We start from the raw sequence: 24,961 nt of genomic DNA on the forward strand, positions 1-24,961 counted from the left end.
GCCTCAGGCCCGGAGCGGGGCCGTGGCGAAGTCCCGCAGGCCCTTCTCCGGCAGCACCGCTGCGGTGAACCCCAGGCCGGACGCGGCCCTCTCGGGGGAGGCGACGACGTGCCGCACGTCCCCTGCCCGGAAGCCGCCCGTCACCTCCGGCTCGATCTCGCGGCCGGAGCCGGCGGCGACCTGGCGGGCGACGTCGAGGACGCTGACGGGTCGTCCGGAGCACACGTTGTAGGCGGCGTACCGACCCTCCCCGCCGGCCGTGACGGACTCGAGGGCGAGCACGTTGGCGCGCGCGACGTCGTCCACGTGCACGAAGTCGCGCATCTGGCCGCCGTCCTCGTAGACCTGGGGGGAACGGCCCTGCTCGAGCGAGGACCGGAACATCGCGGCCACCCCGGAGTACGGCGTGTCGCGCGGCATCGCCGGCCCGTAGACGTTGTGGTAGCGCAGGGCCACCGCCGAGGCGCCTGCCTGACGGACCCACGCCGAGGTGTAGTGCTCCTGGGCGAGCTTGCTGGCGGCGTAGCTGCTGCGCGGGTCCAGCCGGGCGTCCTCGGCGACCGTCTCCCAGCCGAGTGCGTTCCCGCACCGGGGGCAGTGGTTCTCGAAGTCGCCCGCCTCGAGGGCTGCCACGGACCGGTGCGGCGGCACCTGCCGCCCGTGCGTCGTGCAGGCGTAACGACCCTCGCCGTAGACCACCATCGACGAGGCGAGGACCAGACGGTCGACGTCGTTCTCGTGCATGGCCGCGAGCAGCGCGGCGGTGCCCAGGTCGTTGTGACCGGCGTAGTCGGGGAGGTCGGCGACCCGCACCCCGGCCCCGACGACGGCGGCCTGGTGGCAGACCGCGTCGACCCCGGCCAGGGCGTCCGCCCACGCCCTCGAGGTGGCGGCGTCGCGCACGTCGAGGGGCAGTGTGCCGGACGGCGGCGCGCTCGTGCCGTGGGCCTGGGGGAGCATCACGTCGACCTTGACCACCTCGTGTCCGGCCGCCTCGAGGCGGGCCGCGATCGCCGAGCCGATGAATCCGGCCGAGCCGGTCAGCAGGACCCTCATGGGCCGGGCACCGCGTAGGTGAGCTCGAGCCCGTCGGACCAGGTGCTGCAGGCGCAGCCGTCGGGGTCGGGGAGCGACCCGATCGCGCGCTCGAGCAGCCCGGTGAGGCGCGCGAGGTTGGCCGCGAAGCGGGTGAAGACGTCGGCCTGCCCGACCCCCTCACCGGACTCCGCCCCCGCGTCCATGTCGGTGACCAGCGCCAGCGGCGCGTAGCACTGTCCCATCTCCCGCGCCAGCGCGGCTTCGGGAGCGCCCGTCATGTTGACGAGGTCCCACCCCTGGTCGGCGTAGTGGCGGGACTCGGCCCGGGTGGAGAACCGCGGCCCCTCGACGACCACCATCGTGCCTCCGAGCCGGACGTCGGGGTCCGCGTCGGCGAGGGCGGCGGACACCCCCGGGCAGTAGGGATCGGCGAAGGGCAGGTGGACCGCGCCCGACTCGACGAACGAGCCCGTACGACGGAACGTGCGGTCCACCAGCTGGTCCGGCACCACCAGGTCTCCCGGTGCCACCGTGTCCCGCAGACCGCCCACCGCGCACGGTGCCAGCACCTGTCGCGCGCCCAGGGATCTCAGGGCCCACGCGTTGGCCCGGTAGTTGATGGCGTGCGGCGGGTGGTCGTGGTGCAACCCGTGCCTCGGCAGGAACGCCACCGACCGCCCGGCGACCGTGCCCACCGCCACGGGCGCCGACGGTGCGCCGTACGGGGTCCCGACCTCGTGCTCCACGGGGTCGTCGAGGAAGGAGTAGAAGCCGGTGCCGCCGATGACGGCGATGTCCGCTCGCATGCGCCGATGCTCCCATCGGTGCGGCCCGTCCCGGTGCTTCTCACCCAGGCGTCACCGGTTCGTAAGACCTCGCGGGGAGCGTGGCAGCCTGCTCAGCCGGCACGGCTCAGCAGCATCCGCCCGACCCGGGTCCAGGTCTCCTGCTCGGTCGCCGACGCCCTGGAGACGTCGCGCAGAGCGTCCATCAGCAGCGTGACGAGGAGGGGCGCGTCCGCGGCGGCGCAGCCCTTCGTCGTGCCGAGCAGCCGGACGTAGAGGTCGCTGGTCGCCTGCTGCGGCTCCACCCCCAGCTCCGCGCGCAGCTGCTGCCGGGTGACGTGGAACGCCCGGAGCGCCTCCGCTGGCTGCCCGACAGCCCCCAGCGCGACCATGAGCTCGCGCAGCGCACCCTCCGAGTACGGCGCCCGTGCCAGCGCCGCCCGAGCGAGCCGGATCGCCGCCAGGTGGTCCCCGGCGCGGTTCGCGCCCGCCGCGGCGTCCCGCGCCGCCTGGGCGAGCTCGCGGTCCCACTCCTCGCAAGCCCGATCGGCCCAGGCGGTGCAGTGGTCGCCCGGGAGGAGCCCGGCCGCCGCGATCTCCAACCCGTCCATCACGCCGACCAACCCCCCGTCCCGGATGAGGCGTCGCCCCGTCGTGAGGTCCACCTCCACGTGGTCGGGGTCCAGCAGGTAGCCGCCGTGCGTGGTGACCAGGCAGGGCCCGGCGTCGATCGCTGCGAGCGCCCGCCGCAGGAGGCACACGTACCCCTGCAGGGTGGTGACGTGGCCGGCCGGTGGACGGCCCTCCCACAGCTGGTCCGCGAGCTCGTCCCGGCCGAGCGGCCGCCCCTCGGACAGGGCCAGGAGCGCGAGCACCTGGCGTGGCTTGTTGCCTCCGAAGGCTGTCCCGTCCACCCGCCGCTCCCCGAGTCGAACGCTGGTGGGACCGAACAGCCTGACCTGACTCTTCATGGTCTTCCTCCCCGTGGTCCTCACGGACGACCCTGACAGTCGGCGGCTGCGGTCACCAGCCTCGTATGCGACGGTGCTCCACCCCAATTTTCAGTGAGCCGCCCGATGAGTCCCGCTGGGTGGACCGGAGACCGTCTCCGCCACCCCGGTGCCCTCCCAGGTCTCCGGCCCGGTGTCCGTGAGCAGCGGTACGCCGGCGCGCAGGGCGGTCCCGCCGCCCTCCACAGGCTCGAGCCGGAGCCACCCGCCGGCATCCGCGAGGGCACTGCCGAGCAGGGCGAGGCCGTGCCCGTGGGTCGGGGCGCTCCCGCCGTCGGCCACCGGCCCGCGGCCGTCGTCGACCACCTCCACCAGGAGGCCGGACTCGTGCTCGCACACCCGCACGGTGACGCAGCTCGCGGTCGCGTGCTTGTCCACGTTGCGCAGGCCCTCCCTCACCACCTGGTAGGCCAGGCGCAGGGTCGTCTCGGACGAGGGGAGGTGGTCCGGGACGTCGATCGTCACGGCCAGGCCCGCGGTGCGGGGACGCTGGCCCAGGTCCTCGACGGCCAGGGCGAGGCCGTCGCCACCCAGGTCGGGCGGGATCAGGTCGAGCACCATGGTGCGCAACGCCTCCTCCGCATGGCCGACGGCCTCCCGCAGCCGGGTCGTGATGTTGCCGAGGTCGGGCTCCGCCGCGACCCGGGCCTCGATCGCAGACAGGCCGTACCCGATGGCGGCGAGATCCTGGATGACTCCGTCGTGAAGGTCCTGGGCCAGCACCCGTCGTTGGTGTCCCCACGTCGCAGCCGACTGCGTGAGCATCCGGTGTCGTGCCCGCTGTGCGTCGTCGACCCGGCGCACGAGCAGCCAGGCGATCGGGACGAGCGCCAGCTGGAAGAGGAGCAGCGATCCCAGGCCGACCGTCAGCAGCTGGGGCAGCACGGCCGCCCGGTCGACCGCGATCCGGTCCGGGGGGAGGTACGCCTCGAAGACGAGGGGTACGTCGTCGGCGTCGCGGATCCCGACGTACACCTCGAGCTGTCCCTCCTCGCCGTACGTGCTCTGCTCGGCAGCCTCCTCCCGCTCGTCGGGGAGGTGGACGACGCTGTCCATGGTCCGCAGGGCCTCGACCGCGCCGCTCGAGGGGGAGCTCTGCTGTCCGATCAGCGACCCGGTGTCCGCCCAGAGGATCCGGCCGTCGGCGCTCCACAGGACGACGTGCGTGATGCCGCCCTCGGCGATCCTCGCGTCGATGACCCGGGTGAGGTGGGCGAGGGCTCGCGGATCTCCCTCGCGGACCCGCTGGTTCACGAAGGGGCCGGCCACGCCGTGGGCCATGCCGGTGGCGCGGGACGCGGCATCGCGACGCGCCTCCTCCTCGGCGACGTGCTGGCTCACCAGCACCACCGCGGCCGCGACCACGGCCAGGGCGGACGCGCTCAGTCCCAGGAACCTGCGTTGCGCCTTGCGGATCGCGGGGTCGTCACCACCCGGCCACAGGCGCTGCCAGAGCGCAGGTCTACCCGGCATGGTCCTCGACCAGGAGTCCCATCGCGCGTGCCCGAGCGACGGCCTCGAGCTGGGAGTGGGCACCCAGCTTGTGGAGGAGCGACTTGATGTAGCCGCGACACGTGCTGGTCCGGATCCCCAGGTCCCGGGCGATGCGCTGGGCGTTGACCCCCTCGGCCAGGCGGAGCAGCACCAGCGACTCCCTGGCGGTGAGCTCGACGGCGGGCGGCGCGACGGGACGCGTCAGCGCGTGCAGCAGCCTGGGGTCGACCTGCAGCTGCCCGCCCGAGGTGGTCGAGATCGCCGTGAGCAGCCCGGCCAGGTCCCCGTCCTTGGCGAGCAGGGCGCTGACCCCCGAGGCCGCCACCCTCACGAGGTCGATGGGCCCCGAGGCGCCGGTCAGCAGCACCACGAGCGTCCCGGGGTGCCGGGCAGAGACCTGCGCGGCGAAGTCGACCCCGTCCTCGTCGGAGCCGGCGAACTGGATGTCGCAGACGACGACGTCCGGGAGCGTCGCCGATGCCAGCTCGCGGGCGGTGGGGAGGTCGTAGGCGACACCGATGCACCGTGTCCGCCGGTCGGAGTCGAGCGCCAACCGGAGCAGGTCGGCGACCGTGCGATGGTCGTCGACCACGAGGACCGTGCGAGCCCGAGCCGTGCGGACGTGATCGACGTGCCCTGTCGCGTCCCTCTTCGCCTCGGTCTGCATGTCATCCTCCCTGGTGGGACCTCGTCGGATCCGAGAGCGGCCGGATGGGCCGGGCGCACCCGCGGCCGGGCCGGCGGGCCGGACCGGGCGTGGTGAACGTCCAGATCATGGCGATGCTGCAGGTTCCCACCGCGGACGACCCGTCCCTCGCGCGGCGGAGGGCTTTCCGCCCAGATTGGGTAGGTGCCTCGAGCCCCACCGGGCCCGCGCCAGCAGCATCGTCCTCCGCGAAGCCGCGTCATGGCCGGCGTCCGGCCCCGTCTCCTTGCACGAACGGGGGTTCGGCGCGGACGAAGGGCAGGAACCATGGGTGTCCCCACGGTGGTGCGACGCGAGGCCACGGGCGTCTTCGACGCCGACTTCTGGCTGGAGTGCGAGCGCGAGGCCGATCGTGTCTACCGGGTGCTGACCGGCGCCGCCGACCGTCAGCCGCACTGACCACGGCGCCGGACACGTGGGCCGGGTCCCTAGGGTCCGCCGACCAGCCGGCGCAGCTCCCGGGTGATCTCGACGTCGGCGGCCGTGACCACGACGGAGTCGACCGCGAGGCCGGCCGCAGGAGCCTCGGAGTCGAGGGCGACCTCGTCGCCGATCCCGGGGAGCGAGAGCACCCGGCCGGTCACGATCGCCCGGCGTAGCGCGTCCTCGCCGACCTGGGCGGCCTGGTCCTCCGGCGAGCGGACCCCGGCATCGGTGATCCGGTAGGTCACCTCGGCCTCGAGGCGGGCCAGGGCGCCGTCCGCGCTGCTGGCCCGGGCGCTGGCCCAGGCGTGGCGCGGGGCGTCGTCGAACCACGGCTCCCTGACCCGTCGTACCGACCAGACGGTGTAGGCGACGAGGGGGACGATGATGACGAGCAGCAGGTAGGCCATGGCAACTCCTGGGGTGACCCGTTGGCCGCGTGGCGCGGTCGGCCCGGCCGCCTCGGGAACGGTCGGGCCGCCGCACCTCCAGTCTCGCCACGGAGCCTCCGAGGGCCCATGGGGAGTGCCACCCACATCGCCTCGCGACCTCCGGACGAGCGTCGCCCGGCTGACAGACTGGCGTCCATGACCTCGCTCCGCACGGCGTACCGCCCCCTGTGGCGCCGGGTCGTGGTGGTCAACCTGCTGATCTTCGCGGTGGGCACGGCGGCCCTGGCGTTCTCCCCGGCCACGGTGTCGGCGCGGCCGCTGGCCTCGGAGGTCGTGGTCCTGCTGATCGGGCTCGCGGTGATGGCCGTCGCCAACGCGCTGGTCGTCCGCTCGCTGGTGCGACCGTTCGACCAGCTCGTGCACCGCCTCGACCACGAGCTGTCGGCCGACCCGATCCAGCTCCTGCCGGAGGGCGATGACGGGATCGCCGGACGGGTCACCGCCGCCGTCAACGACCTCCTCGGTCGCATCGAGCGCGAGCAGCGGGCTGCGGGGGCGTCGGCGCTCGCCGGCCAGGAGGGGGAGCGGGCCCGGATCGCCCAGGAGCTGCACGACGGCGTGGGCCAGTCGCTGACCGCGATTCTGCTCGAGGCGGGCCGGCTCGCCGACGCGCCACGGGTCGAGCCCGCGGACGTCGGGCGCATCCGGGACGTGGCCCGTGACAGCCTCGACGAGGTACGCCGCGTCGCGCGCCAATTGCGGCCCCACGTGCTCGAGGACCTCGGCCTCCGCAGCGCCCTCGCGGCCCTCACCACCGAGCTGTTCGAGCACGGCGGGACCCACGCCCGGCGGGCGGTCAGCCCGGCGCTGCCCGACCTCGACGAGACCGTGGAGCTGGTGGTCTTCCGGGTGGCGCAGGAGGCCCTGACCAACGTCGCCCGGCACGCCGGTGCGTCGTCGGTCGAGGTGCGGCTCTCGCCGCGCGGGGAGGACGTCGTCCTCACGGTCACCGACGACGGTCGCGGCCTCGCGCCCGGAGACGACGGCACCGGGCTGCGCGGCATGCGCGAGCGCGCCGGCCTCGTCGGTGGCACCGTCGACGTCGCGCGGCGCGAGGGCGGCGGCACCGTGGTGAGCCTCGTCGTGCCGGTGGAGCCCCGATGACCGGTTCCGGGACACCGGCCCGCATCCTGCTCGCGGACGACCACGCGCTCGTACGTCGCGGCGTACGGCTCATCCTGGACGCGCAGCCGGACCTCGAGGTGGTCGCCGAGGCCGGCGACGGTGCCGAGGCGGTGGCACTGCTGCGCGACCCGACGAGCGACCTGGCCGTCGACCTCGCCATCCTCGACGTCGCGATGCCGCGTCTCACCGGTCTGCAGGCGGCCCGGGAGATCTCCCGGATGCGCACGCCGCCGACGATCCTGATGCTGTCGATGCACGACAACGAGCAGTACTTCTTCGAGAGCCTCAAGGTGGGGGCGTCGGGCTACGTCCTCAAGTCGGTCGCCGACCGCGACCTCGTCGACGCCTGCCACGCGGCGCTGCGGGGCGAGCCGTTCCTCTACCCGGGCTCCGAGCGACGGCTGGTGCGCGACTACCTCGAGCGGCTGCGCCGGGGCGAGCGGCTGCCCCCGGCCGCGCTCACGCCGCGCGAGGACGAGGTGGTCAAGCTGATCGCCGAGGGGCACTCGAGCCGGGAGATCGCCCGCGAGCTGACGATCAGCGTCCGCACCGTCGAGCGGCACCGGGAGAACGTGCTCCAGAAGCTCGGCATGCGCGACCGCACCGAGCTGACCAGATATGCGGTGCGCGTGGGGCTGATCGATCCCTAGCAAACGGTCAGGAATCGAGAAGTGCCCGCCTGGCTCCGCCACTAGCCTTGCCCACACCAGATCGGAACGACCCCAGGAGGAGCACGCGCCATGACGCCCACCTCGAAGGCGAAGAAGACGCAGGACCAGACGTCGGGCCAGGGATTCTCTCCCGAGGAACGCGACGCCATGAAGCAGCGGGCCGCCGAGCTGAAGCAGGAGGGTCGCGGTGGCCGGGGCTCGAAGGCGGCCGCCGACGAGGCAGCCGTCCTGGCGAAGATCGCCGAGATGCAGGAGCCGGACCGGTCCGTGGCCGAGCGCCTGCACGTCGTCGTCACCACGGCTGCCCCCGAGCTGGCGCCGAAGCTCTGGTACGGGCAGCCGGCCTGGGCGCGCGCGGGGAAGGTGGTGTGCTTCTTCCGGAGCGGGCAGGTGGACAAGGAGCGCTACTCGACCTTCGGTTTCAGCGCCCAGGCCGACCTCGACGACGAGGGTGGGCTGTGGGCGACCTCGTACGCGCTGAGCGAGCTGAGCGAGGCCGGTGAGGCCACCATCGCCGAGCTGGTGAAGCGCGCCGTGGGCTGACCATGGTCGTCCCCGACCCGGACGAGGAGCAGCGGCTGCGCAGCATCGTCGTGATGCGTCGCGTCCGGGACCGGATCGACCGGGAGTTCGCCCGACCCCTCGACGTTGAGGCGCTCGCCCGTGGTGTGCACATGTCGGGTGGACACCTGAGCAGGGAGTTCCGCCGCGTCTACGGCGAGTCGCCCTACTCCTATCTCATGACCCGACGCGTGGAGCGGGCGATGACGCTGCTGCGCCGCGGCGACCTCAGCGTCACCGACACCTGCTTCGCGGTCGGGTTCTCGTCCCTCGGGACCTTCAGCACCCGCTTCACCGAGCTGGTCGGGGTGCCGCCCAGCGTCTACCGCCGCGACCACGCGAGTGCCGCGGCGGGGATCCCGGCCTGCTTGGCCCGGCAGGTGACCCGGCCGGTCAGGAATCGAGAAGCCCGCAGCACCCGGGCTCGCTAGCGTGGCAGGCATGGACATCACCATCCACTCCGTCTTCATCCCGCACCTCGACGCCGAGGCGTCCCTGACCTTCTACCGGGACGCCCTCGGCTTCGAGGTGCGCAACGACGTCGGGTACGAGGACATGCGATGGATCACGGTGGGCCCGGTCGGCCACCCCGGCACGTCCATCGTCCTGCACCCACCGGCGGCCGACCCCGGCATCACGGAGGTCGAGCGCCGCACCATCCTGGACCTGGTCGCCAAGGGGGTGTACACCTCCGTCACGCTGGCGACCGATGACCTCGCGGGCCTCTTCGCCCGCCTCGAGGCTGCCGGGGTCGACGTCGTCCAGGAACCCACCGACCAGGACTACGGGGTGCGCGACTGCGCCTTCCGCGACCCTGCGGGCAACCTGATCCGCATCAACCAGGCCGACCGTCCCTAGGCTCGCTCCCATGCCGGCTCGCTTCGACCACCTCGTCATCGCCGTCGCCGACCTCGACGAGGCGGTGGCGCGCTGGACCGGGGCCGGGATCCCCGCCGCCCGCGGGGGAGCGCACCCGGTCGGCACCGTCAACGCGCTCGTCCGCGGTCCGGGTGCTGCCTACCTGGAGCTGATCGCCGCTGGTCGCGACGAGTCCAACCCCTGGCTCGACCGGGTCCGGTCGGCGTCCGGGCCGATCTCGTGGGCCGTGGCCGTCGACGACGTCGACGCCGCGCGTGACGTGCTGCTCGACGCGGGCTTCGAGCCTCGGCCGGTGACCGAGGGGTCGCGCCTGACCCCGGACGGCGACACCGTCGCGTGGCGGATGTGCGACGTCGGCTCCGGCCCGTACGACGCGGGGCTGCCGTTCCTGATCGAGTGGACGACCCCGATGCCTCCCGGTCCCTCCGACGGACCGGTGGTGCGGCACCTCGCCCTCGCGCCGCCCGATCCCGACCGGGTGGCGGACCTGCTGCTGGCGCTGGGGTTCGCAGCGCAGGTGCTCTGGCCGCGGCGGGTCTTCCACGACGGCGACGGGGTGGGCCTCACCCTGCTCCCGGTCGGGGATCCGGTCGAGACGGGCGGCGCGTCGTGGTCGATGTCGTGGGAGGAATCCCCGGAGGCACCTACGACCTCCGTGGCTCTCGGTCTGCCGGTGTCCGCGCTCGCCCAGCACCGGCTCGACGACGTCGCCGTCATGGTGGTGCCGGACCGGCGCCGGTACGCCGCGAGCGCACTGCTGCGTGACGTGGACGTCGCCTTCGCCCGACTGCGCGGGGACCTGGCGGACTGGCCGCCGCCGCGCCCGGAGGGCGCCGCCCCGCTGGAGGAGGAGTACTCCCGCTGCGAGGAGCCGGAGCGCTACCGGCTGCTCGGCGTGCGGGCCGACGCGTGGGTCGAGACGATCGCTCGCACCGGGCTCGGGACGGGCGCGGCCGTGGATCCGACCGAGGTGACCTGGGTCGGTGAGCAGCACTTGCGTCCGCGCCGGGTGACGGTGTTGCAGGGTCGGCCTGGTACCCAGCCCGTTGTGGTCGCGTGGGCGCCGATCGACCACGCTGACGATGCTTTCGTCCTTGTCGGGGTGGGGGAGCCCGCCCACGTGCTCGACCGGCAGCCCGACTGCGGCTGCGACGCGTGTGACACGGGCTCCGTGGACCTGCTCGCCACCCTCGACGACGCCTTCCTTCTGGCGCTGAGCGGTGGGGTGCACGTCGTGCGCGAAGGAGAGCGCGTCGTCACCCGCGCGCTGGACGGCTGGAGCGCCTCGGGCACCTTCGCGGACGGGGAGCCGGAGCGGTGGCTGGCGGACGCGGCCGCGGGGCGGCGTGCCACCGGCGTCGTCCAGGGTGAGCCCTGGCTCTGAGGAGCCTGATCAGGCGATCGTCATGCCGCCGTCGACCGGGAGCGTCTGACCGGTGATGTAGCCGGCGGCGGGGGAGGCGAGGAAGACGACCGTGGCGGCGAGCTCGGCCGGGTCGCCCTTGCGCCGGGCGGGCACCCGCTGCATCGCGAGGTCGAGGTAGCCGTCGGGGTAGGTGTCGGTCATCTCGGAGGTGAAGAAGCCCGGCGCGATCGAGTTGACGCGGATGCCCTTGCGCTCGGTCCACTGCTGGGCCAGGTCGCGGGTCAGGCCGTTGAGCCCGGCCTTGGAGGCGCTGTACGCCGCTTGCGGGAGGCCGCCGGTGGTGATGCCGAGGACCGAGGAGATGTTGACGATCGAGGAGCCCGGCCGCATGACGCGGCCGCAGGCCTGGGCCATCCAGTAGCAGCCGTTGAGGTTGACGTCGATGACGGAGCGGAACTGCTCGGGCGTCTCGCGGGTGGCGGGCACGGCGGTGCCGGCGCCGGCGTTGTTGACCAGCACGTCGACGTGGCCGAACTCCGCCATCGCCGCGTCCACGAGCGCCTGGCACTGGTCCGGGTCGGCGACGTCGGTCTGCACGGTGAGGACGCGGCGGCCGGCGTCGCGCACCAGCTGGGCCGTCTCCTCGAGCCGGTCGGCCCGGCGGGCGCCGAGGACGAGGTCGGCACCGGCCTCGGCCAGTCCCTTGGCGAAGGCCACGCCCAGGCCGCTGGAGGCACCGGTCACGATGGCGACCTTGTCGTCGAGGCGGAACATCTCGGGAGTCGTCATGGTCCGGACCCTACCCAGCCGGCTCGCGCGAGGTCATGAGGAGTGGTCGCCCGGGCGACCACTCCTCATGACGTCCCGGTGAGGGCAGGGTCCGGGTCCTCCGCCGTACGCCGGGGCAGGTCGCGGACCGACCGTGAGCAGAGGACGAGCGCGCAGATGGCGGCGTACGCGATGCCGGAGGCGACGAGCACACGCGAGTTGCCGAAGGCGACACCGAGCGGACCCCACGCGAGCTGACCGATGGGCATCGCGACGAACGAGCCGAGTGCGTCGTAGGAGTAGGCGCGCGACAGCATGTCGTCGTCGATGTTCTCCTGCATCGCGAGGTTCCAGCCCATCGAGAAGACCTCGATGCCGGCACCGGCCACGAAGGCGCTCACCACGAGCGCGACGAGGGTCGGGTCCACCCCCAGGATGATCATCGGCAGCCCGGCCAGGGCGATGGCGATCATGCCCCAGAAGAGCGGTCGCCGCAGGGGCACCCGCAGCAGCACGACCGCCATCGCCAGCAGGCCGAGCGCCTCGGCGGAGAGCACGTAGCCCCACCCCTGGCGCCCGATGGTGTCCTGGGCGACGACGGGCCCGAGTGTGAAGAGCGCGCCGTTGTGGATCATGTTGAGTGCTCCGAAGCCGAGCACGACCGCCCACAGCCAGGTGGTGGACCAGAAGAACTGCCAGCCCTCGCGCAGCTCGGCGATGGTGCTGGACGACTGCTTCTTGTCCCTCGCGGGCATCCTCACGGGCAGCAGCAGCAGCGCGGAGAGCAGCCACATCGCCGCGTCGACCGCCAGCGCCCAGCCCGAGCCGATGGTGACGACCAGCAGGGCACCGGTCGTCGGTCCGAGGACGGTCAGTCCGTTGCGGGTGAGCGAGAGGAGGGCGTTGGCGGGCTGGAGCTGGGACCGGGGGACCAGCTGGGGGACCATGCTCGCCATCGCCGGGAAGGAGATCGCCGAGACCGCGCCGTGTACGGCCGTCAGCACGATCAGCATCCACAGCTCGGCGGTCCCGGTGATCACCAGGAAGGCGAGGAAGCCCTGGGAGGCGGCCGACGCGACGTTGGACACCTGCAGCACCAGCGTGCGCGGGAACCGGTCGGAGATGACGCCGCCCCACAGCAGCAGCAGGATCATGGGGATCGTGTGCGCGGCGAGCACCTGCCCCAGCGCGGAGGCCGAGTCGGTGAGGTCGAGCACCGCGAAGGCGAGCGCGATGTTGGCCATCGTCGAGCCGAGCGTGTTGGTGAACCGCGAGGCGAAGTACCACGCGAAGCCGCGCTCGCGCAGCGGCGCGGCCGCGTCCTTCCAGGTCACTCCGGGTCACCCATCACGAAGGCCTGCGACGACGCGCTGACGTGGAGGGTGCCCTCGGTGCGCGCGGGCTGTGCCTGGTCGTGGAGCAGCACCATCGCCTGCGACACCAGGTCGATGGCCGCGCGCCACGTCTCGGGCGTCACCCACGTCTCGATGTCGGAGGAGCTCGAGGGCCCCTTCACGCGATGGGCCATCCGGCGGACGATCTCCACGTGGGTCGCCTGCTGCCAGGCGATGCCGTCCTCGACGCTCGGGGGGCCGGGCGGTCGCGTCGGGTCGCCGCCCACGACGTACCGGTAGCGCTTGGCGGTGCCGCCGCGGATCTTCTCCTTGCTCTCCACGACGAGCTCGCCCGCGTCGTGGAGCACCCGCAGGTGGTACGACGCGTTGGCGTGCGTGAGGTCCAGCTCGCGGGCCACCTCGGCGGCGCTCATCGGCTGCGCCGTCAGCATCGAGAGGATCCGCAGCCGCACCGGGTGCGCCACCGATCGCAGGGACGAGATCGCGTCCTTGTCCGTGCCCTCCACGTCAACCCTCCACCAGTCGTTGGGGGGTCATCCTGATCCGGGGTGGAGGCGACTGTCAAGCAGTTCTTGGGGGGTCGACCCGGGTCGGCCCCTGAGTCGACCCTGAAGCACCCCCGAAACCGGGTGGATTCCACCCGATCGCGTGGTTGAGTGGGACTCACAGACCAAGGAGGTCCCCATGAGCCAGACACCCCAGGATCCGGCCAACCCCTACGGCGACCGGCCTGCCTACGAGCCGCCGTCGCACCAGCAGCCCGACTACACCGCCCCGCAGTCGTCGATCTCGCCGGCGCAGGAGCGCACCCTCGGCGCCGTCGCGCACGGGGTGCCCCTCATCGCGATGGTGCTCTCCGCGGGCCTGCTCGGCTTCGTCGGGTCGCTGGTGATCTACCTGATGTACAAGGACCGCGGCCCCTTCGTGCGCCAGCACGCCGCCAACTCGCTCAACGTCCAGATCATCACCGGCATCGTGCTGCTGATCTCGATCCCGTTGATGCTCATCCTGGTCGGCTTCGTCACCTACGCCGTCGCCCTCGTCTTCGCGTTCGTGATGCACCTGCTCGGCGCGATCAAGGCCAACAACGGCGAGTGGTGGGACCCGCCGATGACGCCCCGCTTCGTCCGCTGACTCACGGGTGGTGCTGGAGACGCTCCTTGATGTCCGTCTTCAGCACCTTCCCCACCTTGGAGCGCGGCAGGTCGGCCCAGACCTCGACCTGCTTGGGCGCCTTGACGCTCCCGATGCGCGCCTTGACGAAGGCCACGACCTCGTCCGTGTCGACGTCGCGGCCCTCGCGCAGCTGCAGCACCGCCGTGACCCGCTCGCCCCAGCGGTCGTCGGGGAGCCCGACGACGGCGCAGTCCTGGACGTCGGGATGGGCCATCAGCGCCTGCTCGACCTCGGTGGAGTAGACGTTGAACCCACCCGTGATGACCATGTCCTTGGCCCGGTCGACGATGAACAGGAAGTTGTCCTCGTCGAGGTAGCCCACGTCACCGGTGTGGTGCCAGCCGTGCGCCGACGCCTCCGCCGTCGCTGCGGGGTCGCGGTAGTAGCCCGCCATCACCAGGGAGCTGCGCACCACGATCTCGCCGGTGTCGCCGCGGGGGAGCAGTGTCCCGTCCGCGCCCATGATGGAGACCGTCACCAGCGGAGCGGGGCGCCCCGCCGATGACAGCCGTGCGTGGGCGACCGTGCCGTCCGGCAGGAAGTGGTCGCGGGGGGCCATCGTGGAGATCATCATCGGGGCCTCGGTCTGCCCGAAGAGCTGGGCCATGACCGGCCCGATCCGCACCAGCGCCTCCTCGAGCCGGGCGGCCGACATCGGGGCGGCGCCGTACCAGAAGCACTGGAGCGACGAGGTGTCCGTGCGGGCCAGCCGCTCTTGCGCCAGCACCATGTAGATCACGGTGGGCGGCAGGAACGCGTGCGTCACCCGGCGCTCCTCGATGAGCCCGAGGAACGCGCCCACGTCGGGGGAGCGCATCACCACCACCTCCCCGCCGAGGGCGAGCACGGGGAAGCAGAGCACGCCCGCCGCGTGCGTGAGCGGAGCCAGGGCCAGGTAGACGGGCCGCCCCTCGAACGGGTAGCTCATCAAGGTGATGGCGGTCATCGTCTCGAGGTTGGTGCCGGTGAGCTGCACCCCCTTGGGGCGCCCGGTGGTGCCACCGGTCCCCACGATCATGGCGACGTCGTCGACCGGGTCCACCGGTGAGTACGACGCCGTCCCGGCGTCGAGGAAGTCCGCCCACGAGGTGGCCCACTCGACGTGCCCGTCCAGGCACACCAGCGTGGTGAGCCGCGGCAGCTCGGCGCGAATCGCGTCGACCAGGGGTGCGAAGTGCTCCTGGAAGACCAGCACCGTGCAGTCGAAGAGCTCCAGCAGCTCACGGTTCTCCGCCGCCTCGTTGCGCGGGTTGACCGGGCACCAGACGGCGCCCGCCCGGCTGATCCCGAAGACGCAGGTGAACGCCACCGGGTCGTTGGCCGACAGGATCGCCACCTTGTCGCCGGGTGCGACCCCGCGCGCGTGCAGGGCGCCGGCGACCCGACCGGCGAGCTCCTGCACCTCGGCGTACGTCCTCGTGACGCCGTCGGTGGTGAGGCAGGGCGCGTCCGGTCCCAGGGACGCGCCCTTGTCGAGGTAGTCGACCAGCCGCACCGGCCTCATCCCTCCACGGTGAGGACCGGCGGCGACACCAGCCCGAAGCTGCGGAGGACCGACAGCAGCTCGCGGTGCCCGAAGGCCTGGCACCCGGACGCGAAGCCCACCCGCCGCGGTGCCTGCTGGAGCAGGGAGTACGCCGCAAAGGCCTGGAGGAGCCCCGTCTGCTTGTAGTTCTGGTTGCCGTGGATCACGCAGTGCGCCCGGCCGAGCGGACCCGAGGCGTGCACCGAGTCGAGGGACTTGTTGAGGCGCGGGTTCTCCCGGGGCGGCATCACGTTCATCACCTGGGCCGCGGTCGCGGCCAGCGCGGCGTACTTCTCGTCCGGGTCCATGTCCTTGGTCGCCTCGATGGCACCGGCCACGATCTGCGGCACACCCATCATCAGCGCCTTGTTGAAGACGCCGCCGAGGGCCTTGACGTTGGCGACACGCGGGTCGCGGCGGTACCAGACCGGGTGCGACGTGCCGCCCCACGGCAGTGCCAGCGCCAGCTCGTGCTGGCCCGGGATGGCCAGCTGGTAGTGCCCGGCCTCGGGGTCGAAGGGGACGTAGGTGTCCTGCTCGAGGTAGTGCGCCCCCGACAGGGCGGCGTTGAACAGGATGGTCTGGGTCGAGGCGATGGTCGGGCTCCCGCCCCAGAAGACCGCGATGTCCAGGGTGTCGAGACCGGGGGTCTCGAGGGCGACCTCGGCGGCGATCTCGCCGGTCGTGTACATCTGGGCGATGCCGGGTGCCAGCAGCAGGCCGGCGGCGGCGAAGTCCGCGCCGTACTGCTCGTCGCAGGTGATCAGCCAGTCCTGCTCGCCGGTGGTGTCGGTGTAGTGGGCGCCCGCGGAGAGGCAGGCCTCGACGACCTCGGGGCCCCACTTGCTGAACGGGCCGACCGTGTTGAGCACCACGGAGGCCCCGGAGAACAGCCGGGTGAGCGACTCGACGTCGTGGCTGACCTCGACGACGTCGTAGTCGGCGGTCTCGATGCCGGCGACGTTGCTCTCCATCGAGGCCTTGACCTTGTCGGCGTCCCGGCCGGCGGCCACGAAGGGGACGCGGTACTCGCGCAGGTACTCGCAGATGAGCCGGCCGGTGTAGCCGGAGGCGCCGTAGACGACGACGGGCTTGTCGGTCATGGCGCTCACATCCCCATCCCGCCGTCGACCGGCAGGCCGACGCCGTTGACGAAGCGTGCGGCGTCGGAGGCCAGGAAGACCACCGCGTCGGCCATGTCGGAGACCTCGCCGAGACGACCCGACGGGGTGAGCTCGATGACCGCGCCGACGGCCTCCTCCGGCGAGCCGAACAGCCCGATCGAGGCGACGTCGTTGGCCAGCCCGGCGCCCATCGCGGTGGGCACGAGCCCGGGGTAGATGCAGTTGACGCGCACCCCGTAGCCGAGCTTGCCCGACTCCATGGCCGCGACCCTGGTCAGCCGGTCGACGCCGGACTTGGTGGCGGAGTAGACCGAGATGCCGGGGAACGCGATCGTGGCGGCGACGGAGGCGACGTTGACGACCACTCCTCCCTGGCCGGCCGCGCCCTCGGGGCGCATCGTGCGGAACGCGTGCTTGATGCCGAGCGCGGTGCCGAGCAGGTTGACCTCGAGCTGCTTGCGCACGGCGGCCGCGTCGAGGTCGACGAGCAGGCTGGTGATCTCGATGCCGGCGTTGTTGACCAGGATGTCGAGGCCGCCGAGCTGGTCGACGGCCGAGGCGACCGCGGCCTCCCAGCTGGCGTCGTCCGAGACGTCGAGGTGGACGAAGCCGTGTCCCTCGCCCAGGCTCTCGGCCACCTTGGTGCCCAGGTCGTCCTGCAGGTCGGCCACAACGACGTGGGCGCCGGCGTCGGCGAGGGCCTGTGCCATGCCCTCGCCCAGCCCCTGGGCTCCGCCGGTGACCAGGGCCTTGCGGCCCGTCAGGTCCAGATCGGTCATTGCGTGCGCTCCTCGCGTCGAAGTGTGTCGGTGGTCACAGACAAGACCTGTTCTTGACACCTGTCAAGACAAAACTGGACACCTGTCAAGAAAATGCGCGAGACTCGGCGCCGGGCGGCTCGCAGGACGCACGGCATGCGCCGCCGCCCGCCGTACGATGACGACGCCAGCGCCCACCAGGAGGGGAGGACCCGTGTCGAGCTCCACCAGTGCTCCGCCCCGTCGCTCGCCCGCGGACAAGCATGACGCGCGCCGCAACCAGCTCGCCGAGTCGGCGCTGAAGACCCTCGGTGAGGTGGGCTACGCCCGCACCAGCCTGCGCGAGGTCGCCCAGAACTCGGAGTTCAGCCACGGCGTCGTCCACTACTACTTCCACGACAAGCTCGAGCTGATCCTCTACTCGGTGCGCTACTACAAGGCGCAGTGCGTGACCCGGTACGACGGGGTGGTCGCCGACTCGACGTCGACCGAGGGGCTGCTCGACGCGTTCGCCGCGAAGCTCGCCGAGACCATCCGCGAGGAGGCGCCGATGCACCGCCTCTGGTACGACCTGCGCACCCAGGCGATGTTCGAGGAGCCCTTGCGCGAGGCTGTGGCGGTCATCGACAAGACCCTCGAGGACATGATCTGGCGGGTGGTCTCCCGCTACGCCGAGCTCGCCGGACGGGCGCCCGTGATGGCGAGCGGTCCGGCGTACGCCGTGCTCGACGGGCTCTTCCAGCAGAGCCTGCTGGCCCACCTCTCCGGCAGTGCCACGGCCCTCGAGGAGCTGTCGGTGCAGGTGCACGCCCTGATGCCGCTGCTGCTGACGCGGGACTGAGCGGGCGCCGAGTGGCGCCCTCGAGCCGGCAACCGGGTCGCCGCCGGCCGTCGTACGGCGCTAGCATGGTCGACATGTGCACGCAGTCCCTGCTTCTTGGCCAGCCGCGCTGACTCCACGAGTCGCGCGGCCACCCCTCCCTGCGAGGGGTTTTTTCATGTCCGGAGCACGGCCACACGAAGGAAGACGACGATGAGCGACGAGCGCGAGACCTACGACACCGCGGCCACCGAGACCAAGTGGCGGGCGGTCTGGGACGACCTGCAGCCCTTCCGGGCCGACGACGACAGCCCGCGCGAGAAGAAGTACGCGCTCACGATGTTCCCCTACCCCAGCGGCGACCTGCACATGGGCCACGCCGAGGTGACCGCCCTGCACGACGTCGTCGCGCGCTACTGGTGGCAGAAGGGCTACGAGGTACTGAACCCGATGGGCTGGGACTCCTTCGGACTGCCCGCCGAGAACGCCGCGATCCGCAACGACGCGCACCCGGCCGACTACACCTACGGCAACATCGCCACCCAGCTGGAGTCCTTCCAGCGGTACGGCGTGAGCTTCGACTGGTCGCGCCGGTTCAACACCTCGGACCCGTCGTACTACAAGTGGACCCAGTGGCTGTTCCTGAAGTTCCACGAGAAGGGGTTGGCCTACCGCAAGAACAGCCCCGTCAACTGGTGCCCCAACGACCAGACCGTGCTGGCCAACGAGCAGGTCGTCGACGGCACCTGTGAGCGCTGTGGGGCCGAGGTCACCAAGCGTGAGCTGACCCAGTGGTACTTCCGCACGACGGCGTACGCGCAGGAGCTGCTGGACTGCCTGGACGACCTGCAGCCGACCTGGTCGGACAAGGTCGTCAACTCCCAGCGCCACTGGATCGGACGCTCCGAGGGCGCCCACGTCGACTTCGTCGTTGCGGGCCGCGAGGAGCCGATCACCGTCTACACGACACGACCCGACACGATCTTCGGCACGACCTTCATGGTCGTCGCCGTCGACTCCGCGCTGGCCTCCGACCTGGTGACCGACGAGCGCCGGACTGAGTTCGAGGCCTACCGCGAGGAGGTCCGCAAGGAGACCGAGATCGAGCGGCTGTCCACCGCCCGCCCCAAGACCGGCGTCGACCTGGGCGTGACCGCCACCAACCCGGTGACCGGCCAGCAGATGCCGGTGTGGGCGACGGACTACGTGCTGGCCGACTACGGCACCGGCGCGGTCATGGGCGTGCCCGGCGGCGACCAGCGCGACTGGGAGTTCGCCACCGTGATGGGCCTGCCCATCGTCCGGACCACCCAGCCGCCCGCGGACTTCGAGGGCGAGGCCTTCTCCGGCGAGGGGCCGGCGATCAACTCCCCGGCCGAGGGCGAGTCGGCGCCGCTGGACATCAACGGGCTGGCGGTGGCCGAGGCCAAGTCCACGACCATCGCGTTCCTGGAGGAGCAAGGCCTGGGCCGCGGCACGGTGAACTTCCGGCTGCGCGACTGGCTGCTGTCGCGCCAGCGCTACTGGGGCGCGCCCATCCCGATCATCCACTGCCCGGTCGACGGCGAGGTGCCGGTCCCCGAGGACCAGCTGCCCGTCGAGCTGCCCGAGCTGCGCGGCGCCGACCTGAAGCCCAAGGGCACCTCGCCCCTGGGTGGCGCGGCCGAGTGGGTCGACGTCGCGTGCCCGACCTGTGGCGGACCGGCCAAGCGGGACACCGACACCATGGACACCTTCGTGGACTCGTCCTGGTACTTCTTCCGCTACGTCTCCCCGCACGACGACACCCAGGCCTTCGACAAGGGCCTGGCCGACGCGTGGGGTCCCGTCGACCTGTACGTCGGTGGCGACGAGCACGCCGTGCTGCACCTGCTGTACGCGCGCTTCTTCACCAAGGCGCTGCGCGACATGGGCCTGGTCAGCTGGGACGAGCCGTTCTCGTCGTACCTGTCCCAGGGCAAGGTCATCAACAACGGCCGCAAGATGAGCAAGTCGCTGGGCAACGGCGTCAGCCTGGGCGACCAGCTGGAGGAGTTCGGGGTCGACGCCGTGCGCCTGACCCTGGTCTTCGCGAGCCCGCCGGAGGACAACATCGACTGGGCGGACGTCTCGCCCGGTGGCTCGGTGCGCTTCCTGCAGCGTGCCTGGCGGCTGAGCGGCGACGTCACCAGCGAGCCGGGGGTCGACCCGTCCGCCGGTGACACCGCCCTGCGCAAGGTCACCCACAAGACGCTGCACGAGGCCGAGACCCTGGTCGAGAGCCACCGCTTCAACGTCATGGTCGCGCGCACGATGGAGCTGGTGAACGCCACCCGCAAGGCGATCGACTCCGGTCCGGGCGGCTCCGACCCGGCGGTCCGCGAGGCCGTCGAGGCGGTCGCGATCCTGCTGTCGCTGGTCGCGCCCTACACCGCCGAGGAGATGTGGGAGCGGCTGGGCCACCAGCCCACCGTCGCCCGCGTCGGCTGGCCGGTCGTCGACGAGGCGCTGCTGGTCGAGGACTCGGTGATCGCCGTCGTCCAGATCCAGGGCAAGGTGAGGGCACGCCTGGAGGTCTCGCCGGACATCAGCGAGGCGGACCTGGAGGCGGCTGCGATGGCCGACGCGGGCGTCGTACGCGCCATCGACGGGCGTCCGGTCCGCAAGGTGGTCGTGCGGGCGCCCAAGCTGGTCAACATCGTCGTCTGATGCGTGAGCGCGCGAGGGACGAGCGGGCGAGCTGCGAAGCGACCGACCCCGCGTCGTCTGAGGGCGCGACGCTGCTCACCCACTAGCCTTCCGCCATGTCCGTCGTCGTGGTCACCGACTCGACCGCCACCCTCCCTGCCGACCTCGCCGAGGAGCAGGGCATCGTGGTGGTGCCGCTACAGGTCGTCATCGGTGCCCAGGTGCACGACGAGGGCTCGGAGGGGGCGACCCCGGAGGTCGTGGCGCAGGCGCTGCGCGACTTCGTCCCGGTGAGCACGTCGCGGCCCTCGCCGGCCGCCCTCGTCGAGGTCTACGAGCGGTTGGCGCGGGACGGGGCCGACGAGATCGTGTCCATCCACCTGTCGGGGGAGATGAGCGGGACCTTCGAGTCGGCGCAGCTCGCCGCGCAGCAGGTCGACGTACCCGTGCACTGCGTCGACTCACGCCAGGTGGGCGTGGCGACGGGCTTCGCCGCCCTCTCGGCGGTGGAGGCGCTCCGTGCCGGGGCCTCTGCCGTGGAGGCGGCCGACGTGGCCCGGCATCGGGCGGCCGCGGCGTCGTCGCTCTTCTACGTCGACACGCTGGAGTACCTGCGCCGTGGCGGCCGGATCGGGGCCGCCGCCGCGATCCTCGGCGGTGCCCTCGCGGTCAAGCCGCTGCTCTGCATCGAGGACGGCAAGGTGGCCAACCTCGAGCGGGTGCGGACCGCCGCCCGTGCGCTCAGCCGGCTGGAGGACCTCGCGGTCGAGGCCGCGGGGGAGTCGTCCGTCGACGTCTGCGTCGCCCACCTCGCCAACCCCGAGCGGGCCGGCGCCCTCGCGGACAAGCTGTCGGTGCGACTGGCGGACCAGCTCGAGGGCCGCGAGGTGTGGTGCGGCGAGCTCGGTGCCGTGCTGGGTGCCCACGTCGGGCCCGGCATGGTCGCGGTCTGCGTCGCGCCCCGCTGAGGGACGGGCCACCTGTCGTCCCGGCGCTGCTGCGCCGGGGTGGTTTTCCACAGGTCTCGGACGCCGGTGGCGGCCGGCCGCGCTGCTTCCTAGGTTCGATGCATGCGACGCCGCCCACCCACACCCGAGCACGTCGAGGCCGTCTCGCGGCGCCTGGCGACGCTGAGCGCCGAGCTGGCCTCGGTGCGGGGCGACCCCGTGGTGGGTCACCAGCACACCCGGATCCGCCAGGAGGCCGTCGCGGAGTCCCTGCCCTGGGACGACGCGGCCGAGGTGCCGGTGGTCCCGGTGCCGGGTCGGCATGCCTCGCGCCGGCTGGCCGACCGGGTGCGGCTGACGCACGCCCACCTCGCCGTGGTGGCGGTGGTGGTCGCGCTCGGCGTCGGGATCACCGCCTGGCTGGCCGTGCGGAGCCAGGCCGAGCCGGTCCCGGTCGCCCCGCTGACGCCGGTCTCGGAGCCGTTGGCCGACGTGCCCGCGGTCGACGGATCGGCGGCGGCGGCCGGATCCGGGGTGACCAGCACCGGCTCCTCCGCGGTGGAGTCTGCGACGTCGGGGGGCGTCGCAGACTCCACCGCCGAGGACCTCACGGTCGACGTGGCGGGCAAGGTCCGCCGCCCCGGGATCGCGGTGCTGCCGCCTGGATCGCGCGTGGTCGACGCGCTCGAGGCGGCGGGTGGGGCTCGACGAGGGGTGGACCTCACCTCGCTCAACCTCGCCCGCCCGCTGGTCGACGGCGAGCAGATCCTGGTGGGGGTGACCGCGCCTGCGGGCGTGCCGGCGACGGTCGGCGACCCGGGCTCCGCCACGACCGCCGGCGCGTTGGTCAACCTCAACACCGCGGACCCGCCCACGCTCGAGACGCTGCCGGGGGTCGGACCGGTGACGGCCGGGGCGATCATCAGCTGGCGTGACCAGCACGGCGGCTTCTCGGCCGTCGAGGAGCTCCTCGAGGTGGACGGGATCGGTGATGCCACGCTGGCGCAGATCGCGCCGCACGTGACGATCTGAGTCCGGGGTGCGCGACCTCCGGACCCCGATGCTCGGGGCGGGGGCGTGGCTCGGGGGGATCGCGGCCGCGGTGCTGCCGGCGTGGGCCTCGATCGCGCTGGTCGCGACGGTGCTGCTCGGGGCCGTGGTCAGCAAGCAGGCGGCGGCAGTGGGGGCGGCCGTCGCGGCCGCCGCGGTGGCGGGCGTCGCCCTGCTGCACGCCGGCGGGATCACCGGCGGACCGGTGCACGACCTGGCCTCGGAGCGCGCCGTCGTCACCGCCGAGGTGACGATCACCAGCGACCCGCGCGTCAGCCGCGGACGCTTCGGGGACGTCGTGGTGGTGCGGGGCGACGTGCGCCGGGTCGCGGGCCGCGGCGCGGCGTACGACGTCCGCAGCCCGGTGGTGCTGCTCGCGGACGAGGAGTGGCGCGACGTCGCCCTCGGCGAGCGGGTCCGTGTGTCCGGACGGCTCGGCCCGGCGGACGACGGGGTGGCCGCGCTGTTGAGCGTGCGCGGTCGCCCCGAGGTCGTCGAGGGCCCGGACCCGTGGTGGCGGGCGGCGGCCGCGGTCCGGCACTCGATCCGGGAGTCCGTCGCGCCCCGCGCCGAGCACCCGCGCGAGCTCGTGCCGGCCCTGGTCGTGGGTGACGACAGCGGGCTGGACCCCGCACTCGCCGACGACTTCCGCACCACCGGGTTGACCCACCTGCTCGCGGTGAGCGGCACCAACCTGACGCTGCTGGTCGGGTTCATGCTCGTCGTGGCCCGCTGGCTGGGGGTGCGTGGCCACTGGACGTACGCCGTGGCGGCGGTCGGCATCGTCGGCTTCGTGCTCATCGCCCGCACCGAGCCGAGCGTGGTGCGCGCGGCGGCGATGGGCACGGTGGCGCTGGTCGGCATGGGCACCAACGGGCGCGAGCGCGGCTCGCGGTGCCTCGGCGTGGCCGTCCTGGGACTGCTGCTGGTGGTCCCCGACCTGGCCGTGTCCGCCGGTTTCGCCCTCTCGGTGCTGGCGACCGGCGGCATCCTGTTCCTGGCCCCGGCCTGGCGCGACGCCCTCATGGCATGGCTGCCCCGGTGGGCGGCCGAGGCGGTGTCCGTGCCGCTGGCCGCCCAGGTCGCCTGCACCCCGGTGGTCACCGCGCTCTCCGGCGAGATCAGCCTGGTGGCCGTGGTCGCCAACCTGCTGGCCGCCCCCGCGATCGCGCCGGCGACCGTGCTCGGGCTGGCCGGTGGCCTGGTCGGCCTCGTGTGGACGCCGCTCGGCCAGGTCGTCGCCGCACCCGCCGCGTGGTCGGTGGGCTGGATCGTGGTCGTGGCCCAGCGCGGGGCGGCCCTGCCGACCGCATCGATCAGCTGGGGCACCGGGCCGCTCGCCCTGGTCGCGGTCACCGTGGCGTGCGTGGCCATGGTGGCGGTCGCGCCCCGCGTCCTGCGGCACCGGAGTGCCGGGATCGGCTGCTCGGTGCTGCTCGTCGTCACGGTCCTGACCCGACCGCCGTCGCCCGGCTGGCCCCCGGAGGGATGGGTGCTGGCGATGTGCGACGTCGGGCAGGGCGACGGCCTGGTGGTCCGCGCCGGTCCCGGGGCCGGGATCGTCGTGGACGCCGGCCCGGACCCGGTGCTCATCGACGAGTGCCTGCGCCGCCTCGAGATCACCACGGTGCCGCTCGTCGTGCTCACCCACTTCCACGACGACCACGTCGGTGGCCTGGCCGGGGTGCTCGAGGACCGCGAGGTCGGGGAGGTGGTGGTCACCGGCCTCCCGGACCCGGCCTCCGGGGTGGACCTGGTCCAGCGGGAGACGGCGGTGGCCGGGCTGCGACCGGTGGTGGCGACGTACGGCCTCACCCGACGCGTGGGCGAGGCCACGGTGCAGACGGTCTGGCCGGCCTCGGTCGCCGGGACGGTGCCGGGGGAGGAGGGGGAGGGGAGCGCTGCCAACGACGCCAGCGTGGTGCTGCTCGTGGAGGTCGAGGGCGTGCGGGTGCTGCTGACCGGGGACGTGGAGCCGCCCGCACAGGCGGCGCTGGAGCGGGTGCTCGCCGGCGTCGAGGTCGACGTGCTCAAGGTCCCGCACCACGGGTCCAGGCACCAGGACCTCGACCTCCTGCTGGGGCTGCGCGCCCGGCTGGCCCTGGTGTCGGTGGGCGCCGACAACGACTACGGCCACCCCTCCGCCGACCTGCTGGCCGCGCTCACCGCCACGGGGGCGCAGGTGCGTCGTACCGACCTCGACGGTGACGTGCTCGTGACCCTCGACGACGGTGCGCTGGGTGTCCGTGCCCGCGACTAGG

General features: G+C 72.8%; 25 protein-coding genes. 13 read left to right on the plus strand and 12 right to left on the minus strand.

The annotated features are described in order from the left end of the window. Positions 1-3 precede the first annotated feature (3 nt). From DAE25_RS06480 to DAE25_RS06500, 5 genes are all read right to left on the minus strand, one after another. Positions 4-1,056, minus strand: coding sequence for an NAD-dependent epimerase/dehydratase family protein (locus DAE25_RS06480; protein ID WP_107765369.1), 1,053 nt, complete (start codon positions 1,054-1,056; stop codon positions 4-6). After that, positions 1,053-1,844 (minus strand): S-methyl-5'-thioadenosine phosphorylase, encoded by a 792-nt coding sequence (locus DAE25_RS06485; protein ID WP_107765370.1) that lies wholly within the window; start codon positions 1,842-1,844, stop codon positions 1,053-1,055. The genes DAE25_RS06480 and DAE25_RS06485 overlap by 4 nt, the downstream gene beginning before the upstream one ends. A 92-nt stretch (positions 1,845-1,936) precedes the next feature. Beyond that, positions 1,937-2,794, minus strand: a complete 858-nt coding sequence (locus DAE25_RS06490; RefSeq protein WP_107765371.1) for an AfsR/SARP family transcriptional regulator — start codon at positions 2,792-2,794, stop codon at positions 1,937-1,939. A gap of 90 nt (positions 2,795-2,884) precedes the next feature. Next, positions 2,885-4,306: a sensor histidine kinase gene (locus DAE25_RS06495; RefSeq protein WP_107765372.1), complete on the minus strand. Its 1,422-nt coding sequence runs from the start codon at positions 4,304-4,306 to the stop codon at positions 2,885-2,887. Beyond that, on the minus strand, positions 4,296-4,994 hold the full coding sequence (locus tag DAE25_RS06500; protein WP_107765373.1) for a response regulator: 699 nt from the start codon (positions 4,992-4,994) through the stop codon (positions 4,296-4,298). The genes DAE25_RS06495 and DAE25_RS06500 overlap by 11 nt, the downstream gene beginning before the upstream one ends. Before the next feature lie 306 nt (positions 4,995-5,300). On the opposite strand from DAE25_RS06500, the gene DAE25_RS24100 reads away from it, so the two are divergent. Continuing rightward, positions 5,301-5,432 carry a hypothetical protein gene (locus tag DAE25_RS24100; RefSeq protein ID WP_267895244.1) on the plus strand — a complete coding sequence of 44 codons (132 nt, stop codon included), beginning with the start codon at positions 5,301-5,303 and terminating at the stop codon, positions 5,430-5,432. Between the two features lie 29 nt (positions 5,433-5,461). On the opposite strand, the gene DAE25_RS06505 is transcribed toward DAE25_RS24100, so the two are convergent. After that, complete coding sequence (locus DAE25_RS06505) at positions 5,462-5,866, minus strand: hypothetical protein (RefSeq protein ID WP_107765374.1); 405 nt, start codon at positions 5,864-5,866, stop codon at positions 5,462-5,464. A gap of 177 nt (positions 5,867-6,043) precedes the next feature. Between DAE25_RS06505 and DAE25_RS06510 the strand changes: the two genes are divergently transcribed. From DAE25_RS06510 to DAE25_RS06535, 6 genes are all read left to right on the plus strand, one after another. After that, a complete protein-coding gene (locus DAE25_RS06510) occupies positions 6,044-7,012 on the plus strand; it encodes a sensor histidine kinase (protein WP_107765375.1) in 969 nt (322 codons plus the stop codon). Then, positions 7,009-7,683, plus strand: a complete 675-nt coding sequence (locus DAE25_RS06515) for a response regulator (protein ID WP_107765376.1) — start codon at positions 7,009-7,011, stop codon at positions 7,681-7,683. Before DAE25_RS06510 ends, DAE25_RS06515 begins: the two co-directional genes overlap by 4 nt. 90 nt (positions 7,684-7,773) lie before the next feature. Further along, entirely contained in the window at positions 7,774-8,247 is a 474-nt protein-coding gene (locus DAE25_RS06520; protein WP_107765377.1) for a DUF1801 domain-containing protein, read from the plus strand. Between the two features lie 2 nt (positions 8,248-8,249). Next, positions 8,250-8,696 carry a helix-turn-helix transcriptional regulator gene (locus DAE25_RS06525; RefSeq protein WP_107765378.1) on the plus strand — a complete coding sequence of 149 codons (447 nt, stop codon included), beginning with the start codon at positions 8,250-8,252 and terminating at the stop codon, positions 8,694-8,696. A gap of 10 nt (positions 8,697-8,706) precedes the next feature. Continuing rightward, positions 8,707-9,123 carry a VOC family protein gene (locus DAE25_RS06530; protein WP_107765379.1) on the plus strand — a complete coding sequence of 139 codons (417 nt, stop codon included), beginning with the start codon at positions 8,707-8,709 and terminating at the stop codon, positions 9,121-9,123. A 10-nt stretch (positions 9,124-9,133) separates the two neighbouring features. After that, positions 9,134-10,528 carry a DUF6226 family protein gene (locus tag DAE25_RS06535; protein WP_107765380.1) on the plus strand — a complete coding sequence of 465 codons (1,395 nt, stop codon included), beginning with the start codon at positions 9,134-9,136 and terminating at the stop codon, positions 10,526-10,528. 9 nt (positions 10,529-10,537) lie between these two features. Here the strand turns inward: DAE25_RS06535 and DAE25_RS06540 are convergent, their stop codons facing one another. The 3 genes from DAE25_RS06540 to DAE25_RS06550 form a co-directional block, all read right to left on the minus strand. After that, complete coding sequence (locus DAE25_RS06540) at positions 10,538-11,299, minus strand: SDR family NAD(P)-dependent oxidoreductase (RefSeq protein ID WP_107765381.1); 762 nt, start codon at positions 11,297-11,299, stop codon at positions 10,538-10,540. Between the two features lie 65 nt (positions 11,300-11,364). Next, positions 11,365-12,612 carry an MFS transporter gene (locus DAE25_RS06545; RefSeq protein WP_107765382.1) on the minus strand — a complete coding sequence of 416 codons (1,248 nt, stop codon included), beginning with the start codon at positions 12,610-12,612 and terminating at the stop codon, positions 11,365-11,367. Beyond that, on the minus strand, positions 12,609-13,139 hold the full coding sequence (locus tag DAE25_RS06550; RefSeq protein ID WP_199907457.1) for an ArsR/SmtB family transcription factor: 531 nt from the start codon (positions 13,137-13,139) through the stop codon (positions 12,609-12,611). The genes DAE25_RS06545 and DAE25_RS06550 overlap by 4 nt, the downstream gene beginning before the upstream one ends. 178 nt (positions 13,140-13,317) lie before the next feature. Here DAE25_RS06550 and DAE25_RS06555 point away from each other — a divergent pair, with 178 nt between their 5' ends. Then, complete coding sequence (locus tag DAE25_RS06555; RefSeq protein WP_107765383.1) at positions 13,318-13,767, plus strand: DUF4870 domain-containing protein; 450 nt, start codon at positions 13,318-13,320, stop codon at positions 13,765-13,767. Between the two features lies 1 nt (position 13,768). On the opposite strand, the gene DAE25_RS06560 is transcribed toward DAE25_RS06555, so the two are convergent. The 3 genes from DAE25_RS06560 to DAE25_RS06570 are packed head-to-tail and all read right to left on the minus strand — an operon-like array spanning position 13,769 to position 17,237. After that, positions 13,769-15,313, minus strand: coding sequence for an acyl-CoA synthetase (locus DAE25_RS06560; protein ID WP_234410885.1), 1,545 nt, complete (start codon positions 15,311-15,313; stop codon positions 13,769-13,771). Continuing rightward, positions 15,310-16,437 carry a DUF5938 domain-containing protein gene (locus DAE25_RS06565; protein WP_107765385.1) on the minus strand — a complete coding sequence of 376 codons (1,128 nt, stop codon included), beginning with the start codon at positions 16,435-16,437 and terminating at the stop codon, positions 15,310-15,312. Before DAE25_RS06565 ends, DAE25_RS06560 begins: the two co-directional genes overlap by 4 nt. A gap of 5 nt (positions 16,438-16,442) precedes the next feature. Next, positions 16,443-17,237 carry an SDR family NAD(P)-dependent oxidoreductase gene (locus DAE25_RS06570; RefSeq protein ID WP_107765386.1) on the minus strand — a complete coding sequence of 265 codons (795 nt, stop codon included), beginning with the start codon at positions 17,235-17,237 and terminating at the stop codon, positions 16,443-16,445. A gap of 193 nt (positions 17,238-17,430) precedes the next feature. Here DAE25_RS06570 and DAE25_RS06575 point away from each other — a divergent pair, with 193 nt between their 5' ends. From DAE25_RS06575 to DAE25_RS06595, 5 genes are all read left to right on the plus strand, one after another. Then, positions 17,431-18,057 carry a TetR/AcrR family transcriptional regulator gene (locus DAE25_RS06575; protein WP_234410886.1) on the plus strand — a complete coding sequence of 209 codons (627 nt, stop codon included), beginning with the start codon at positions 17,431-17,433 and terminating at the stop codon, positions 18,055-18,057. Between the two features lie 192 nt (positions 18,058-18,249). Then, positions 18,250-20,724 carry a leucine--tRNA ligase gene (leuS, locus tag DAE25_RS06580; protein ID WP_107765388.1) on the plus strand — a complete coding sequence of 825 codons (2,475 nt, stop codon included), beginning with the start codon at positions 18,250-18,252 and terminating at the stop codon, positions 20,722-20,724. Positions 20,725-20,819: 95 nt separating this feature from the next. Then, positions 20,820-21,671, plus strand: coding sequence for a DegV family protein (locus tag DAE25_RS06585; protein ID WP_107765389.1), 852 nt, complete (start codon positions 20,820-20,822; stop codon positions 21,669-21,671). Positions 21,672-21,773: 102 nt separating this feature from the next. After that, a complete protein-coding gene (locus DAE25_RS06590; protein ID WP_107765390.1) occupies positions 21,774-22,682 on the plus strand; it encodes a ComEA family DNA-binding protein in 909 nt (302 codons plus the stop codon). Between the two features lie 7 nt (positions 22,683-22,689). Then, on the plus strand, positions 22,690-24,960 hold the full coding sequence (locus tag DAE25_RS06595; protein WP_234410887.1) for a ComEC/Rec2 family competence protein: 2,271 nt from the start codon (positions 22,690-22,692) through the stop codon (positions 24,958-24,960). Position 24,961 lies beyond the last annotated feature (1 nt).

Origin of the sequence: Nocardioides terrigena (assembly GCF_003047265.1) — a bacterium.
Classification (GTDB): Bacteria; Actinomycetota; Actinomycetes; order Propionibacteriales; family Nocardioidaceae; genus Nocardioides; species Nocardioides terrigena.